The sequence below is a fragment of the Prevotella sp. MGM2 genome (assembly GCF_002933955.1).
GTDB lineage: Bacteria > Bacteroidota > Bacteroidia > Bacteroidales > Bacteroidaceae > Alloprevotella.
The window spans coordinates 1-16,671 of record NZ_BEWW01000282.1; the positions used below are offsets into that span (position 1 = coordinate 1).

The 16,671-nt window shown below is 56.1% G+C and carries 11 protein-coding genes and 1 pseudogene; 1 reads left to right on the forward strand and 11 read right to left on the reverse strand.

What is annotated here, in order from left to right:
* Positions 1-6 precede the first annotated feature (6 nt).
* From C5S62_RS07470 to dut, 6 genes are all read right to left on the reverse strand, one after another.
* Positions 7-663, reverse strand: coding sequence for a hypothetical protein (locus C5S62_RS07470; protein WP_104404755.1), 657 nt, complete (start codon positions 661-663; stop codon positions 7-9).
* A 665-nt stretch (positions 664-1,328) separates the two neighbouring features.
* On the reverse strand, positions 1,329-1,598 hold the full coding sequence (gene rpsO / locus C5S62_RS07475) for a 30S ribosomal protein S15 (RefSeq protein ID WP_104404756.1): 270 nt from the start codon (positions 1,596-1,598) through the stop codon (positions 1,329-1,331).
* Positions 1,599-1,750: 152 nt separating this feature from the next.
* Positions 1,751-3,130, reverse strand: a complete 1,380-nt coding sequence (locus tag C5S62_RS07480) for a murein hydrolase activator EnvC (protein WP_223301181.1) — start codon at positions 3,128-3,130, stop codon at positions 1,751-1,753.
* A gap of 71 nt (positions 3,131-3,201) precedes the next feature.
* A complete protein-coding gene (locus tag C5S62_RS07485; protein ID WP_104404757.1) occupies positions 3,202-4,056 on the reverse strand; it encodes a DUF4292 domain-containing protein in 855 nt (284 codons plus the stop codon).
* 124 nt (positions 4,057-4,180) lie between these two features.
* Complete coding sequence (locus C5S62_RS07490; RefSeq protein WP_104404758.1) at positions 4,181-6,085, reverse strand: tetratricopeptide repeat protein; 1,905 nt, start codon at positions 6,083-6,085, stop codon at positions 4,181-4,183.
* The gene (gene dut / locus C5S62_RS07495) at positions 6,048-6,482 is read right to left on the reverse strand and encodes a dUTP diphosphatase (protein ID WP_104404759.1); all 435 of its coding nucleotides are present in this window, start codon (positions 6,480-6,482) and stop codon (positions 6,048-6,050) included. Before dut ends, C5S62_RS07490 begins: the two co-directional genes overlap by 38 nt.
* Positions 6,483-6,732: 250 nt before the next feature.
* Here dut and dgt point away from each other — a divergent pair, with 250 nt between their 5' ends.
* Positions 6,733-8,088: a dGTP triphosphohydrolase gene (gene dgt, locus C5S62_RS07500; RefSeq protein WP_104404767.1), complete on the forward strand. Its 1,356-nt coding sequence runs from the start codon at positions 6,733-6,735 to the stop codon at positions 8,086-8,088.
* A 90-nt stretch (positions 8,089-8,178) separates the two neighbouring features.
* Here the strand turns inward: dgt and C5S62_RS07505 are convergent, their stop codons facing one another.
* The 5 genes and pseudogenes from C5S62_RS07505 to prmC form a co-directional block, all read right to left on the reverse strand.
* A complete protein-coding gene (locus C5S62_RS07505; RefSeq protein WP_133159533.1) occupies positions 8,179-10,506 on the reverse strand; it encodes a hypothetical protein in 2,328 nt (775 codons plus the stop codon).
* Between the two features lie 526 nt (positions 10,507-11,032).
* Positions 11,033-11,974, reverse strand: a complete 942-nt coding sequence (locus C5S62_RS07515) for a YitT family protein (RefSeq protein ID WP_104404762.1) — start codon at positions 11,972-11,974, stop codon at positions 11,033-11,035.
* 78 nt (positions 11,975-12,052) lie between these two features.
* Positions 12,053-12,697 carry a hypothetical protein gene (locus C5S62_RS07520; RefSeq protein ID WP_133159534.1) on the reverse strand — a complete coding sequence of 215 codons (645 nt, stop codon included), beginning with the start codon at positions 12,695-12,697 and terminating at the stop codon, positions 12,053-12,055.
* A gap of 211 nt (positions 12,698-12,908) precedes the next feature.
* Positions 12,909-15,752, reverse strand: a complete 2,844-nt coding sequence (gene leuS, locus C5S62_RS07525) for a leucine--tRNA ligase (RefSeq protein WP_104404764.1) — start codon at positions 15,750-15,752, stop codon at positions 12,909-12,911.
* A 200-nt stretch (positions 15,753-15,952) separates the two neighbouring features.
* Positions 15,953-16,573, reverse strand: a pseudogene (gene prmC / locus C5S62_RS07530) (peptide chain release factor N(5)-glutamine methyltransferase); the annotation flags it as partial.
* Positions 16,574-16,671: the final 98 nt, after the last annotated feature.

The window sequence follows — 16,671 nt, forward strand, 5'->3', positions numbered from 1 at the left end:
AACATTTCAGCTCTCGAATTTTAACAAATGCACCGGAATTTCGGCTTGACCCCATCTTTCCTTAAAGCGGACGCCGAGGCCGAAACTCGTGGAAAGCCCGTTACCGAATTGCTCTTTGGCGTTGTCGAATGGTCCCTTGCAACTGAATATCTTGTTGTATTTCGTACCCATTTCAAGAAAGATGATGTGTTCGTCATCATCGTTCAAGGGAATGCTTGCGCGCAGGATGGCTCCTGCTGACCAGCTGCTTGACTTGTACCGTTCCATGTAGTCCAGATTTCTGTTGGGCTGCATGCCGAATTGGCGGAAATTGTATTCTCCGTTGAGGAATATGCCGAGAATGGAGAATTTCGGTTGGTAGCCAATAGTGATGCCGTAGCCGAAGTTATTGAACACATCTCTGCTCTTAAAGCCGAAGTACTTGCCGTTATCTACCTTTATTTTTCCTTGCTGGTCCTTTACTCTGAGCCAGTCATAACTGAAGCCACCGTTGCCTAATCCCAATATCTGGTTGATTAATAATACAGGTGTCTGTACGATGCTGCCCCAGAAGTTCCCGGAGTGAGAGCTGATACCGAATGAAATGTCTCTCGCAATGACCTTGCAGGGAACAAGTGGCAACAAGGCAGCCAACAGAAGCGAATGAATTTTGTGTTTCTTCATTTTTGATAAAATGCGCCACCAGTTCTCCAATAGGCAAATTCTGTATTGAAGTTATAGTACAAAAAAAGCGTGAGAACTGTATCGTTACTCGTCCCACACCTGGAGGCTCTTGCATTGCCCGATATTGTAAGAACGAGCAACACAGAGCCCACGCCGATATGAATATAATCCTCCCCATAGTCTGCAAAGCAGTAACGCATGTCCCTTGAGTGAGGCATGGCTGGGGCTGCAATGCAGACAGGGGGATATATATGCACATCCCGAGGACATCCATCGTTGCTTTTCTCTGACAATACCTGTGGTAAATTTGCAAGATTTCCAAGTGTCAAGAGACAAGCGCGTGATAAACGCCTTTTTGTATGTCATGGCTCCTTTTTCCCGCCTCTTTCCCGCCTGTGGCGTTCGGCGTGGGGTCCCCTCTGCTTCTCATCAGACATTTTGTGCCTTTGTTGAAACGGGAGGACGAATTCATGGAAGCCGGTGACAAAGTTACGGATTAAAAATGATTAAAAAGTCTTTTCAGATAATTATTTTTTCAGATATGTTTTCGTTATTTTGCCGGCTGGTGTTGCGGCTTCTGTCTTTTGGCGTAGAACTACAAGCTCCCGCAAGCAACGTATGCTTGTGGGAGCTTGTAGTTCGTACGTAAGGAAAAGGTCTTTGCCTTACTTGCGGAGGCCGAGGGCCTTGATGATGGCACGGTAACGCTCAATGTCGCGGTCCTTGAGGTAGTTGAGGAGGGCGCGGCGCTTACCTACCAGTTTAACGAGAGCGCGTTCGGTGGTATGATCTTTACGGTTGGCTCTCATGTGCTCCGTCAAGTGGGAAATACGGTATGAGAACAAGGCCACCTGGCTCTCGGCGGAGCCGGTATCCGTGTTAGACTTTCCGTACTGTCCAAAGATCTCTTGCTTCTTTGCAGAATCTAAATACATGATGTAGATAAATTAATTAATTGTACTAATGTGCTTTTTAGCGGGTGCAAAGTTAAGGACTTCTGCGCATACGGCCAAGCGTTTGAGGCATAAAGTTTTAGAAACTTTGTCTCTTTGTGGCTGGGCTGTTCCCTGTTTTCGGTTGCGCCGGCTCATCGCGCCAGCCATGGCAGGGGATTGATGTGTGTGGCGGTGTTGCCGTTTTTCTGCCGCAGCTGGAAGTGGAGGGTGCAGTTGCCAGCGGCGTCGCGCGCCACGTTGCCCAGTGTCTGCCGGGTGTTTACCTGCTGTCCGCGGCGCACTGACACGCCGGAGAGGTTGCTGTAGACGGAATAATAGCCGCCGTGGCGCACGATGACGATGTATGACCCGCCGATGTTGGCTACGGCCGACACTTCGCCCTCGTAGACGCAGCGTGCCTTGGCGCCCGGCTGTCCGGTGAGGTTGATGCCTTTGCTGTCGAGCGTCACGCCTTTGAGCCCGTCGACGTTGTATTGTCCGTAGCGGCTTGTTACGGCGTAGGAACCGGTGATGGGCACGGGCAGGCGTCCGCGGTTGGCCCTGAAGCCTGACGAGACAGTACGGTCGGTATTGTCTTCTTTCTCGTAACGCGGTTCGGGCTTGGCGGGCGTTTTCTTGCCTGTTTTGGCCGGTGTTTTCTTTGAGGCTGACGATTTTTCACGTGCCCGCCGGGCGGCTTCGGCCTTTTCGCGCGCTTCGCGTTCCTTGCGTCTGCGTTCTTCGGCGGCGCGCCGTTCGGCCTCAGCCTTTTTGCGCCGCGCTTCGGCGGCGGCTATTTCCTGCTGTATGAGGCGTTCTATGTTGGCGTTGAGGGTGGTGTATTTCTTGCGTTGTTGGGCTATGGAGCTGTTGAGCTGTTTTTGTCTCTTGTTGAGTTCGTCGATAACCGTTTGCCGCTGTTCCTTTTGTCCTTTGAGGGCGGTTTGCTGCTGGCGTGCGTCGGCCAGTGCCAGGTCTTTGTCGCGTTTGGTTGTGGCAAGCTGTTGCTGTTTTGCCCGCAGGGCTGTTTCTTTTTTCCTGATGGCTTCGCCCTGCACCTTGAGGTATTTCGAATAGTTGGCGGCGTAGCGCATGCGGCGGTACATCTGGCGGAAGTTTTCCGACATGAGGATAAAGCCCCATTTGTTTTGCATGAGGCGGTTGCGGTTCATGTAGAGCACGGCGCGGCGGTATTTGTGCTTGCAGGCGGCGAGTTCGGCCGTAAGGGTGGCTATCTGTTTTTCCAGCCCGTTGATGTCGCGTGCCAGTCCGGCGGCTTCTTCTTCGTAGCCGGTCACTATTTTTTGCTGTTCGTCAATCTGTCCGTTGAGTATAGCCAGATTGTTGAGCTGCGAGCTGACGTCTTTTTTTGTCGAGCGCAGGAGCTTTTCGGAGTCGGCTATCTGTTTCTTCAGCGTTGTGCTCTGCTTTTGCAGTTGCTTGATGCGGCTGTTGGTTTGCGCGCCGGCAGTGAGGCCGGCAGCGAGCAATATTATTGTCAGGAGTGTTTTCGACAGGATATGTATGGACATTGTGGGTTATGTGGGAGTGAGGTTATGTTTTGGGTGCTTTCCGGTGCCGGCGCGGCATTCCTTCCGGCGTGTCACAGGCTGAGGAGCCTGCCCAGAATGTCGTCGGCCTCGCGGCGGGTGTATTTGTCGGATAGGGCTGTGCGTGTCGTCCATCCGGAGTCGTTGTTGAGTCGTGAGAGGGTGAGACTGAAGCTCATGTCCTTGCCTATGCCGCTCACGTTGCAGGCCATCGTAGTGGGAAAGGGCTGTCCGCCCACGGTGGTGCGGTTGCCGTAGCGCCAGGTGAAGGTGCCTTTGTCGGCCGCGTTTTTGCCTTGTATGTTCACGCGATCCACTAGGGCCGTTTTGGTGGCAGCCAGAAAGGAATATTCCAGCCACGGGGAATCGGTGAGCGAGAGGAGGGTGTGGTCGCCGGCTTCGGACAGGCGGAAGCGGCCGGGGGTGGTGAGCGGGTGCTGGCCGGGAATGAACAGCTCGCCCCAGAAGAGGGCCTGCAGGGTGTAGAAGTCGAGGTTGGCCTGATTGAGGAATCCCACTTGGTCGTAGCCGGTGCGCACGTACTGCTTGTTCACGCGGTCCACGATGAGTACGCTTGTGGGGGTGAACTCAAGGCGGCCTACTTCGAAGCCTAGGAAACTGAGCGACAGCTGTACGACGTCGTCTTTCTTCATTTTGAGCGAACCGCCCACACTGACGTTTTTGCCGAGTGCGTTGAGGTCCATGTTTATTTTGGCCGTGAGGGTGGAGGCCTTCTGGCTGGTGGCCGCGATGCGTCCGGCAAATTCGGTGGCGGCGGCGCTCATGGCCTCGCCTGCCGATGCGGATGTGTCGGACGTGGAAGGTGCGGGAGTTTTTGTCAGGTTCTTCGAGGAATGACAGGCCGTGAGAGTAAGGGCTGTGAGCAGGAGGGCGATGATGGGTTTCATGAGGCTTTCAAAAACGTTACTTGGAATTTAAAAAGCAATACTTGGAATTTAAATTGTAATACGGACTTTTCCTAAAAGGAATGCCTGTTTGTTCCGGACGGGCGGGTGGCGGGATGTATGGGAGTTATAGACGCCGGCGTTTCACTTTGTTGCGCACGGCGGCACGTTCTTTCGCCGTTTCGTAAAGGCTCAGGGCTTTCACCCAGAATCTGACAGCTTGAGTGCGTTCGCCGCAGCGGTAGTAGATGTCGCCGGCGTGGTCGAATATGCTGGCATTGCCTTTTTCTTCAGGTGTCTTTTCGAGTGCGCGGTCAATGTAGGTACGCGCCTCCCGGTAGTTGCGTTGTGCGTGGAGTATCCAGGCGTAGGTGTCGAGGTAGGTGGCGTTGTCCGGTTCGGCCTCCACTGTTCGCCGGCTCATGGTTGCTGCGTCGTCGAGACGTTCGCCAGTGAGCGACAGGAAGTAGGCGTAGTTGTTGAGACACATGATGTTGTCGCTCTTCATTCCGAGCGCTTTCTCATAGGCGGAAAAGGCTTGCCGGGTGTCCCCTGTGGCGTGGTAGAGGTCGCCGAGCATGGACTGGTAGTCGGACGCAAATTCGCGGTCGGTGTCCTCGCCGATGTATTCTTCGCCGCGCTGCAGGCGCTCCAGCGCTTCGGCGTTTTGTTCGTTCTGCATGAGCGCTGCCGCTTCATAGTAATAGAACACGGGCTCGGCCGGATTGTAGAGTGCCCCGTCGTGGCAGAGGCGCGCCACGGCTTTCATGTCGCCCTTCTTGAGCAGGATGTTGAGCAGCGACATGCGTGCCGGAGTGTAGTCGGGCTCTGTTTCGAGGAGCTTTTCAAGTACGGGTTTTATGTCCTTTTCAGGCATTCCGCGCATCATCATGTAGTAGACGCAGAGTTCGGCCAGCGAGCGGTTTTCCTGCGGCATGGCCAGTGCCCGGCTGAAAAGTCGCATCACGGCGGTGCTGTCGGCTCCTGCCTGCAGGTTGTCGGCCATGTAGCCGCGCAGGGCTTCGGTTTTGGCTTCGCCGGTGGCTGCGGGGTTGAGCACCACTTCCTCTACGAGGGCATGGTAGAGGGAATCCTGCCCTATTTTTTTATAGTAGGCCAGCAGCGATATCTGCCCGTATGCGTTGTCCGGCTCTACGGCCAGCACATCGCGGTAGATGGCCAGTGCCATTTCGTTGTAGCCGTTTTGCTGGTAAAGATCGCCCATGAGTACGCGGTAACGCAGGTCGCCGGGATATTCGGCGCAGAGGTCTTCTATGGCGGCGTAGGCGTGTTCGTTGTCGCCCAGTTGGGTGTAGAGGCGGAATTTCTCAAGGCTGTAGCGTTCGTTTTTTCCTTCTATCTCTTCAAGGCGGGTGATGCTCTCTATGGCTCCGGCAAAGTCGGCCGACTCCTCCTGTAGCGCTATCAGTGCGGTGATGTTGTCGGTTGTCGGGTGGTGTTGCACCATGGTCTTGTAGAGGTTGATGGCTCCTGCGTAGTTGCCTTCGCGCGCCATTTGGTTGGCCAGCGTTTCCTTGTAGGTCGGGTTGTCGGGAGCCAGTGCCACGGCCCGGTGGAGCATGGCTTCGCCCTCGGCCCGGTGGGTGGTGTCATCGAAACCGCCGAAGGAGAGTTTCAGCAGTGCGGTTTCATAAAGTGCTTCGGCAGCATCGGGATTGACGGCGAGGGCGCGCGTTAGCAGTTCGTACTGCGCGTCGTAATTGCCTTTTTCGCGTTGGCGCAGGCTCTCCAGAAAGTAGGCGTCGAAGCGGCGGCTGTCTTCGTAGGAAAGCGTCCGGCCCGGCATGATGGGGTCGGTGGTTCCGGCCGCACTCCGGCTGCCTTTACAGGCTGTCAGAAGGGGCAGCAGGGCGGCGAGTATGAGGTATGTGATGTGTCGTGGTTGCATTTTGATGACCGGCCTGTTTTTTCCGGCCGCCGGTTGGAGGCGGCGTTTGCCGGGGAATATTGGGAGTTCTTTGTCGGGCGTTGTCTTATTCTTTGCCTGTGTGGCCGAAACCGCCTTCGCCACGCTCTGTGCTGTCGAGGACCTCCGCGGGTTGCCACTCTACGGTTTCGTGACGTGCCACCACCAGCTGGGCAATGCGGTCACCGTCGTTGATGATGAATTCTTCTGTCGAGAGGTTCACCATGATGACGCCAATCTCGCCGCGGTAGTCGGCATCGATGGTTCCGGGGCTGTTGAGCAGGCCGATGCCTTTTTTCAGAGCCAGTCCGGATCGTGGCCGCACCTGTGCCTCATAACCTGCCGGCAGGGCTATATGTAATCCTGTGGGTATGAGGCATCTGCCAAGAGGCGGTAGTGTGACGGGCGCCTCGAGGCTGGCGCGTAGGTCCATACCGGCGCTCAGCGGGGTGGCATAGGCGGGCAACGGGTGTCGGGAGCGGTTGACGATATTTATTTTCATGATGTTTTCGGCATACAGTTTTAGTGGGCAAAAGTACGCAATTTCAAGCATATAAAGTCAGAAAAAATCTGAAAAGAAATGACGGGCAACTTTTTTTGACGTAATTTTGTGGCGAAATGCGGCCGGTGAGTCGACAGGATGGCATGGTGGTTGCCGCAATGCGGAGGTGTCGGTTCTGCTTCGCGGCTTTCCCCTACCCTGTCCCGCCCGTTAGTTTTTCTTCTCTGTTTTACGAAAAATGTCAATGACCATGAATTGGAAACAACTCATATCCTCCAAGCGTCTGGGCAAAGAGGACACCCATCGTGCCGCTACCGAGCGGCGCACTGAGTTTCAGCGCGATTTTGACCGGCTCATATTTTCGGCTCCTTTTCGCCGCATGCAGAATAAAACGCAGGTATTTCCCCTTCCCGGCAGCGTGTTTGTTCACAACCGGCTCACCCACAGCCTGGAGGTGTCGAGCGTGGGGCGTTCTTTGGGAACGGATGTGAGCCGTGAGCTCCTTGCCCGCCATCCTGAACTCTCGGAGTCAGACGTTCAGCCGCTGGGAGCCATTGTTTCGGCGGCTTGTCTGGCCCATGACTTGGGCAACCCGCCTTTCGGCCACAGTGGCGAACGGGCCATACGTTCTTATTTTTCGGAAGGAGCCGGCGCCCGTCTGAAGGAGTACGTCTCGGCTGACGGCGAGCGCCTGAATGATGTGCAGTGGGCCGACATTACCCGCTTCGACGGTAACGCCAACACCTTCCGCCTGCTCACGCATCAGTTCGAAGGCCGGCGCCGCGGCGGTTACGTGATGACTTACAGTACCCTGGCTGCCATCGTGAAGTATCCCTTCTCCTCCACGGCCGCTCCGGCGGGCAAGTGCAAGTTCGGCTTTTTTGAGTCTGAAACCGGCATTTACATGCGCATTGCCGAGGAACTGGGCATGCCTTTGCGGCAGGAGGCCGACGGCAGTCTGCGTGGTGTGCGCCATCCGCTGGTTTTTCTTGTAGAGGCCGCCGATGACATTTGCTACGAGATAATGGATATAGAGGACGCCTATAAACTGCGTCTTCTGTCGGCCGATGAAACCATCGGGCTGTTGCTCGGCTTTTATAGCGAGGAGGCCCGCGGGCGACTGATGGAGGCTTATCCCGATGCAACGGACCCGGGCGATAAAATAGCTTACTACCGCTCTTGTGTGATTAATGCCTTGGAGCAGGCTTGTGTGGAGGTATTCATGACACATGAGGCCGAGATTCTGGCTGGGACGTTCGAGGGATCGCTCATCGACCGCCTTCCGCCTTTGCTCCTGACGGCTTACCGCCGCTGCGAGGCGGTGGCACGCCACCGCATTTATTCGTGTAAGGAAGTGACGGACATCGACCTGGCCGGTTATCGCATCATCTACACCCTTTTGGAACTGATGGTTGAGGCTGTGCTGGCGCCCGAAAAGGCTTACAGCCGCTTGCTTCTGGGGCAGGTGTCGGCGCAATACCAGCTCCGTTCGCCAAGGCTGGCAGACCGCCTCATGGCTGTTCTTGACTACGTTTCGGGCATGACCGATGTTTATGCTCTCGACCTTTACCGGAAGATCAACGGGCATTCTCTGCCCAGCGTTTGAGGACTTCTATTGTTTTTATTAACAGAGAACGGGCGCAACCTTAACAAGTTGCGCCCGTTCTCTGTTGGATATTTTCCGTTGTGTGCGGGGTTATTTCACGAGGATTTTCTTGCCGCCTTTGATGTAGATACCCTTTTGGAGCTTCGTCACGCGGCGGCCGCTGAGGTCGTAAACGGCCTCGTTGCTGTCGGTTTCGCCGGCAGTGGCGTTGCCGATGCCGGTAGGAATGGCTCCGGCGGGTTTGAGGCGCCAGATGTTGCCTACCACCTCAATGTTCTCGGTGTTGTAGGTCGTGATGGTGCCCTGTTCGGCTGTCGGGTCGGTGCAGCGGGGATTGCCGCCGTAGTTGGTGCTCAGTGTCACGATGTCGTTAGAGTATTTGTGAACGAGGCGGAAGGAGGCGGGGGCCACTTCGGACGCTATGATCTGGAAGGGGGCTTTTTCGCCTACGGCCACTTCGCCCTCAACGGGAACAATATTCTTGACTACGCCTTCGAGAACGGCGTTCTGTCCGAAGCGGAAGCTGACGATGCTCTTGGCGTTGGCGGCGTTGCTGATGGTGTAGGTCGTGTCGCTGGCGGCGGTGAACACCCACTTGTAATGAGCGTCATCGGCCGTGAGGTTGTTCCATATCAGAGAGTCGGTGGCGCTGGCCGCCATGGCCATGGTCTTTTCAGGCTGTGCCACGGTGAAGTCGCGGTAAGCGCTCAGAATGTAGTAGGCCTTGTCGGGGTCGAAGGCAATGGTCTCTTCGCCGGCAAGCAGTTCAACGGCTGCTGCGCAGGCCTCGAGGTCTTTCTTGGCCACGGCATCCTTGATGGCGGCCAGCTGGGTGGCGGTGTAGCCTCCTACGCAGTCCTCGGTGTAAGTGTATTGGGCGTAGCGCACCAGTGCAGCGCTGTCTTCCTGTGCCTGTATTTCCTCATCGGTGAGCACTCTTTCGAACACGAAGCGGCAGTTGGCATCGTTGAGCGAACCGGCGTTGTTCCAGAATTTCAGGTCGGTGTTTTGTCCGCCGCCGTGGCGTGAGATGCTGGCGTGAGGCGTACCCTGATAAACGAGGTTGAAGCCGTCGCCGTTGTCCTTAAACTCGAAATAGGCGTTGACCCCGTCGGTGATTTCGCTCATCAGAATAGGTGTGGCCTCGTTGCTGTTGGCGGCCGTCACGGCCACGCCGGCACCGCGTGCCTTGTTGTAGATGACAACACTGCCTTCCTCACCTCTTACGAAAGCCCACTGGAAGTTGTCGGCCATGTTCTGGTCAACGGACTGGGCCATTTTCACCTGAGCCTCAGCGGGCTGTGCATAGGCATACCAGCCGTTGGACTTCATGTTGTAGAAGGTGGTGCCTTCGGCAAACTGGCCGTCGGCAATCGTCGTTGTCTTTACCGGAAGGGGCACTTCCACTTTTTCGTAAACCAGTGTGATGACTTCGTCCTGTGTTACAGTATAGTCGTTGTAGTCGGTGGTGAGCAGTTTATAGCCGCGGCCGATTTCACTGGCGGTGGGCAGAGTCAGGATGCTGCCTTTTTCCAGACGGACGGTCTTGGTGAAGAACAGTTCCGCATCGGCTCCGTTGCCCGTGACGCAGTTGATGGTGACAGTGGGCCATGCCTCATAATAGAGGGTGAAGTCAACGCTTTCTTCGGTTGTCTCGTCGAGGACGAAAGGGGTGCCGGCGGCGTAAGTGTCGCCGTCGGGTGCGTCATATTCCGTGAGGGTGTAATATTGCAGCGAGGCGTGTGTGGGGAATGCCACCGTATCGCCGGGCACAACTAAAGCTGTGATGACGAGGTCAGTCTGGCTGGCAGTCTGGATGGGGCTTCCCGTGGCCTGGTCTACACAGTAGAACGTTACCGGAACAGTGAGTTTGTTTTCTATTTCGGGAAGGTAAATCTTATAATTGGAGTTGCCTCCTGTCGCTCCCCAGCCAACGAAGTTCTCACCGCCCTGCGCCACAGGGTTGCCGTTGAAATACTGGCCGTTGGCATCGGCAATGTTGAAAAGGCCGTTGGCCGCGTCGCTCACGGTGACGGTGAAAGTGCCTGCCTCGCTGCCGGCTGCAGTAGTGGCCTTGAGGGGGTTGCCGCTGAAGTTCGACATTTTGCCGCCGCTGGCGCCTGCCAGTTGGAACTGCACGCCGCCTGCCGTTTGCTGTAGGTTGGTCACGGTCCAGATGAATGCTCCTGAAGCCGGTGTGCCGGTTTCCAGCTGGCGCAGGCCGAGCGTGTTGTCGTTGCTCTCCATCAGATAGCCCTGTCGGCCGTTGTTGTAGAACACGACCTTGGAGCCTTCCTGTAACTGGCTCAGGTCTGCAACCGCCGTACCCAGATCAACGAGGATGTCGGCCGCTTTTGTTGTCGGCATTCCGGTTGCGAAGGCAAGGAGTACCAGCAGAAAAGAGTAGATTTTCTTCATACTTTTCAAATTAGAGTGAATAACGTAAAATAATAGGTGCTTTTTTATACTTTCGGTCGTAAAAATAAGCATTTGTAACGGATTGGACGAAAAGCGAAGCACTTTTCTCCTGTTTTTTAACATTCGTGTTTTTTCATGGTGTCGGTGGGGTATGACTGATGTGTCCGCGGGGGTGGGCCGGCAGATGGCCGGTGTGTTTTTCTTTCCGGCTGCGGGAAAGCCGGCGTGCCGTCTGCCACCGGTTTTCAGGCGCTGAAAAGCATGGCGCATGCACTGTTTTTTTCGTGGTGATTTTAAGGTGAAAAAAGTCCGTATTGGAATTTGAATTTCAAGTAATGCTTTTCAAATTCCAAGTAATGTTTTTTCTGAAAGAAATACTATGTTTTTTTATGCGTCTTTTCCCCTTGGCCTTCAGTGGTTTGGGCGCTTGGTTTGAAAATGCGGCATCCTGCCGGGATTCTCGCTTGGAAAAATTCCGGCAGGATGCTGAAAATGTATGTCCCGATGCGTTCGGGGGAGCGACAGGTTATTTTTTGTCAGCCTTTACCTTTATCTTGTCGAAGCCGTAACCGAACACACCGATGACTTTCGACTGCGACACGAAGGCGCCCGGGTCGATGTTTTGGATAATCCGGAAAATGTTGGTGCTCTCGTTCTTCTTGGCCAGTACCACGAGCACCTTGCGTTCGTGCTTGGTGTACCATCCCTGCCCGTTGAGCACGGTCACGCCGCGGTGCATTTCGTTGATGGCGGCGGCAATCTCGTCATATTTCAGCGAGAAGATGAAGAACTGGACCGACTGCCGGCCGCGGTCCACAACGTAGTCGAGCAGGAGGTTGGTGATGATGAGCGTGCAGTATCCGTAGAGCAGTTTGTCGATACTGCCTGTGGGCAGCAGCAGGCTTGAGGTGATGATGGTAAGGTCGCAGAGCATCATCATCTGTCCGAGCGTCACGTCTTTATATTTGTTGATGATGGAGGCGATAATGTCCGTTCCGCCGCTCGAGCCGTTGCTAAGGAACACAAGGCCCAGGCCGATGCCCTCCACGGCGGCGCCCAGAATGCACGACATGAAGATGTTGTCCTTCACCACCTGCGGCAGCCCGCTTTTGGGGTTGACATAAAACATGTCGGGATGGGTGAGGGCCACTTCTTTCATTATTTCCTGAGTGATGCCCAGCAGGAAGGTGAGCAAGAATACGGCATAGATGGTTTTCACGCAGAACTTCCAGCCCAACACCTTGAGGGCGATGGCCAGAAGGATGATGTTGACCATGAAGAAGGTGTACTGCACCAGAAAACCGGTGGCATAGAAAATAACGGCGCCGGCGCCGGCCAGGCCGCCTGTGGTGATTTCGTAGGGCAACTGAAAGCAGGTGAATCCCAGGGCGTAGAGCAACAGGCCGAAGGTGATGATGAGGTAGTCGCGGAAATCCTGAAAGAACGTGAGTTTGATTTTGAGTGCCATGGTGTGTATGGGGCTGTGTAACTGTTTATAGGTGTTTTTTATTGCGGATCTGTAGTTTTTTCTTTTCTGACGGTGTTGTCAGGCCGGCGGATGGGAGGAGTCGTCGCGCACTACTTCCACGGGAATGTTGCCCAGTTCGGCGGCAGTGTCGGAGAACGACGACCAGTAGCTGGCCAGCAGTTTGCGCGTTGCGGCCAGGCACCATAGGTCCACCACCGCTTCTTCCATGCCGCGAAGGGTGTCGCGGCGCACATCGGTGGTTTGTGTGATAACGCGGTCGGGATAGTCCTGTGTCAGGCGGCGTTTGAGGTCTTCGTCATCGGTAGCCAGAAAAAAGCGCACGTTGAAGTTGCGCGCAATCTCTGCCTCCATGGCGCGGCGGAAAGCCTCTGTCGGACTGCCGGCAATGCTCTGCGTGTTGTCAGTGCGGCGGATGTGCACGCCTACGGTGTAGTGGGCAAAGCCTTCGGTCAGCTCGGCAATGCGCCGCCGCAGGTGAGGCAGCGGTTGCAGGCGGGCCAGCTCTTCGCGGCCGTAGGGGCAAAGCTGATAGCCGGAGGCCAGATAGGCGCGGCGGTATTTCCGTATGAGAGGCCGCAGGACGTCATCGGTCGGAGGACTTTTGTGGCAGCTCTGATACGTGTATCCCGCCAACAGGCGGACGAGGCCGGGCAGATGAAGATTGCGCTGGCTGGAGACGGCGGCCCACCACCGGCGGCGCACAATATGGGGCCGGGCGCCGCCGGTGGGCTCGAAGAGTTCGTCAAACCATGCGCCGCATTCTTTGTCGTTGCCCCACTCCACGCTGACGGCGCAGTGGGTGTCGCGCGCCAGGCTCAAGGCCGACAGGACTACGCGCAGGCGGTTGCAGAGACCGCCAATGGGAACGAGGGTGAGACGCACGGCTGTAGGTGGGTTATGGCGTTAAAACGGTTCAGGCTTTTTTCACAACGATGTTGACAATCTTGCCGGGTACGACGATGACTTTTACCACCTGCATGCCTTCGAGGTATTTTTTTGTCTGCTCCGAAGCCATGACGGCCTGTTCCACGGCATCCTTGCCGGCATCGGCGGGGAAGTCGAGTGTAAAGCGGGTTTTTCCGTTGAAGGAAACGCTCATCGTCACGTTGTCCTCCTTGAGATGTTGCTCGTCAAATTCCGGCCATCGGGCGTCACACACACTGGTGGTGTGTCCCAGTTGCTGCCACAGCTCTTCGGCGATGTGGGGCGCAAAGGGCGCGAGCAGTATGACTAATGTTTCGAGTACGGCCCGTGAAGTGCATTTTTGCTTGTCCAGTTCGCCTACGGCAATCATGAAGGCCGGCACGCTCGTGTTGTATGAGAACACCTCGATGTCCTCCGTTACCTTTTTGATGAGCTTGTGGAGTGTCTTGAGGTTGTCTTTTGTGGGGGCGTTGTCCGTAGCGGCCGGTGCGCTTTCCTTGGTGAAGAACAGGTTCCATGCCTTGCGCAGGAAGCGGAAGCAGCCGTCTATGCCGTTGGAGTCCCAGGGCTTGCTTTGGTTGATGGGGCCGAGGAACATTTCGTAGAGTCGCAGGGTGTCGGCGCCGTATTTCTCTACGATCATGTCGGGGTTGACGACGTTGTACATTGACTTCGACATTTTTTCGATGGCCCAGCCGCAGACGTACTTGCCGTCTTCGAGTACGAACTCGGCATCGGCGTATTCCGGCCGCCAGGCTTTGAAGGCTTCGAGGTCGAGAATGTCGTTCTGAACGATATTGACATCGACATGGATGGGGGTGACCTCATAATCGCCTTTGAGGCCGAGCGAAACGAACGTATTGGTGTCCTTGATGCGATAAACGAAGTTGGAACGGCCCTGTATCATGCCTTGGTTGACAAGCTTTTGGAACGGTTCTTCCTTTACGGCAACGCCGAGGTCGAAGAGGAACTTGTTCCAGAAGCGGCTGTAAATGAGATGGCCGGTGGCGTGTTCCGAGCCGCCGATGTAGAGGTCGACGTTCTCCCAGTAGCCGGCGGCCTGTGGGGAGAGCAGCGCGCTGCCGTTGTGCGGGTCCATGTAGCGGAGGAAGTAGGCTGACGATCCGGCAAAGCCCGGCATGGTGGAAAGTTCGAGGGGGAATACCGTCTTATGGTCGATGCGGCTGTTTTCCGTTACGCGGCAGGCTTCCGTGTCCCAGGCCCACTGTGTGGCGTTGCCGAGGGGCGGCTCTCCGCTCTCCGTGGGGAGGAACTTCGATACTTCGGGCAGTTCGAGTGGCAGGCACTCTTCGGGCACCATGCGGGGCATGCCGTCCTTGTAGTATACGGGGAAAGGTTCTCCCCAGTAGCGCTGACGGGAGAAAATGGCGTCGCGCAGACGGAAGTTGACCTTGACGCGTCCCAGCTTGTTTTCCTCTACAAAACGCTTGGTGGCGGCTATGGCCTCGACCACGCTGAGACCGTTGAGAGAGAATCCGCCGAGCGTGTTCTTACCGGCGGCGGGGCTGTTCATCACCGTGCCCTCTTTGGCGTCGAAACTTTCCTCACTCACGTCGGCTCCTTCGATAAGAGGTATGATGGGGAGGCTGAAATGCTTGGCAAAGGCGTAGTCGCGGGAGTCGTGGGCAGGAACGGCCATAATGGCGCCTGTGCCGTAGCCGGCCAGAACGTAGTCGCTCACCCATACCGGAATGGCGTCTCCGGTGAAAGGGTTGACGGCATACGAGCCGGTGAACACACCGGATACGCGGCGGTCGGCTATGCGTTCGCGCTCGGTACGCTTTTTGGTGGCTTCGACGTAAGCTGTCACTTCATCGCGGCAGTCGGGTGTCGTCAGCCGGTCCACCAGTTCGCTTTCGGGCGCCAGAACCATGAACGTTACGCCGAAGATGGTGTCGGCGCGTGTGGTGAATATGGTGAATGTCACGTCGCTGTCTTTCACGCGGAACTGCATCTCCGTGCCTTCCGATCGGCCTATCCAGTTGCGTTGCGTCTCTTTGAGCGAGTCGGTCCAGTCAATGCCGTCAAGCCCGTCGAGCAGGCGCTGGGCGTAGGCCGATACGCGGAGACACCATTGCTTCATTTTCTTTTGTACTACCGGATATCCTCCGCGCTCCGAAACGCCGTCCACCACTTCGTCGTTGGCCAGAACGGTGCCCAGTTGGGGACACCAGTTCACCATCGTCTCGCCCAGATAGGCTATGCGGTAGTTCATGAGCACTTCCTCGCGTTCTTTTTCGCTCATGGCCTGCCATTGTTCGGCCGTGAAGCTGAGTTCTTCGGAGCAGGCGGCGTCGAGTCCTTCCGTTCCCTGACGTTCGAAGTGTTCCGTGAGGTGCTCAATGGGCTGTGCCTTTTGGCAGGTGTTGCAGTAGAATGAGCCGAACATTTTGCGGAAGGCCCATTGTGTCCAATGGTAATATTGCGGGTCGCAGGTGCGTACCTCGCGGCTCCAGTCGAATGAGAAACCTATCTTGTCGAGTTGTTCGCGGTAGCGGTCAATGTTCTTGACTGTTGTCACGGCCGGATGCTGTCCTGTCTGTATGGCATATTGTTCGGCAGGCAGGCCGTAGGCGTCATATCCCATGGGGTTGAGCACGTTGAAGCCTTGCAGCCGTTTGTAGCGGGCATATATGTCGGAGGCGATGTAGCCCAGTGGATGTCCCACATGCAGGCCGGCTCCCGAAGGGTAGGGAAACATGTTGAGCACGTAGAATTTCGGTCGCGAGGTGTCCTCGCCTACCTGGTACGTCTTGTTCTGGGCCCACTTCGTGCGCCACTTTTTCTCTATTTCTCTGAAGTTGTAGTCCATTATATGTCGTGTGTATGTTTTGATGCAGTTTGGCGGAGAGTGCCCGCACCCTTTCCCGTTCGGGCGGAAAGGCCGGTAAGGCTAATGCGGCGGCCCGTGTTGTTGCGGCCGTCTTTTCGCGGCAAAGTTAAGAAACGGTTTTGATTTTTCTTTTTATTAAGACGTTTTTCTTTTTATTTGCCACGCCTTTTAGTGTGAATTTATTCCAAAAAGGCACTGACAATCCGGTCTTTTCCCCATAAGTCCTTCCGGAGGGATATGTCGCGGTAGCCTTCCGCCTTGAAAAGCGCGGCCGTTTCGCGGCCGTAGGCACTGTTCACCTCCACCACGAGCCTTCCGCCCCTTTCAAGGCGGTTGCGGCCGAGGCAGGCTAGGGCGCGGTAGAAGCGCAGGGGATCGTTGTCGGGTACGAAGAGCGCCATGTGCGGTTCGTAGTCCGATACGCGGCGTTCCATGTCGGCACGCTCCTTTTCGCAAATGTAGGGCGGATTGCTCACAATGAGGTCGAAGCGTCTGCCGGCGGCCGGCGCTGCCGTGACGTCACACATTTCAAAGCGCACCTCCGCTCCCAGCCGTCGGGCGTTGCGTCGCGCCACTTCGAGGGCGTCGGCCGAGAGGTCCCATGCCTCTACGCTGCTTCGGGGCAGTGCCAGCGCCAGGCTTATCGCAATGCACCCGCTGCCGGTGCCTACGTCGAGCAGGCGGCGTGGCGTGCTCTCGAGCGCTGCAGCCACCAGTTCCTCCGTTTCGGGACGGGGAATGAGCACTGCGTCCGACACTTCGAAGCGCCGGCCGCAAAAGGCGGCATAGCCTGTTATGTACTGTAAGGGGGCTGACGCTTATACCCATCTTACCCTTCCGGAGAAGTATGAGGGGTAGAATCTGTGTGTCACTCGCTGACCACACTATACTATCAACG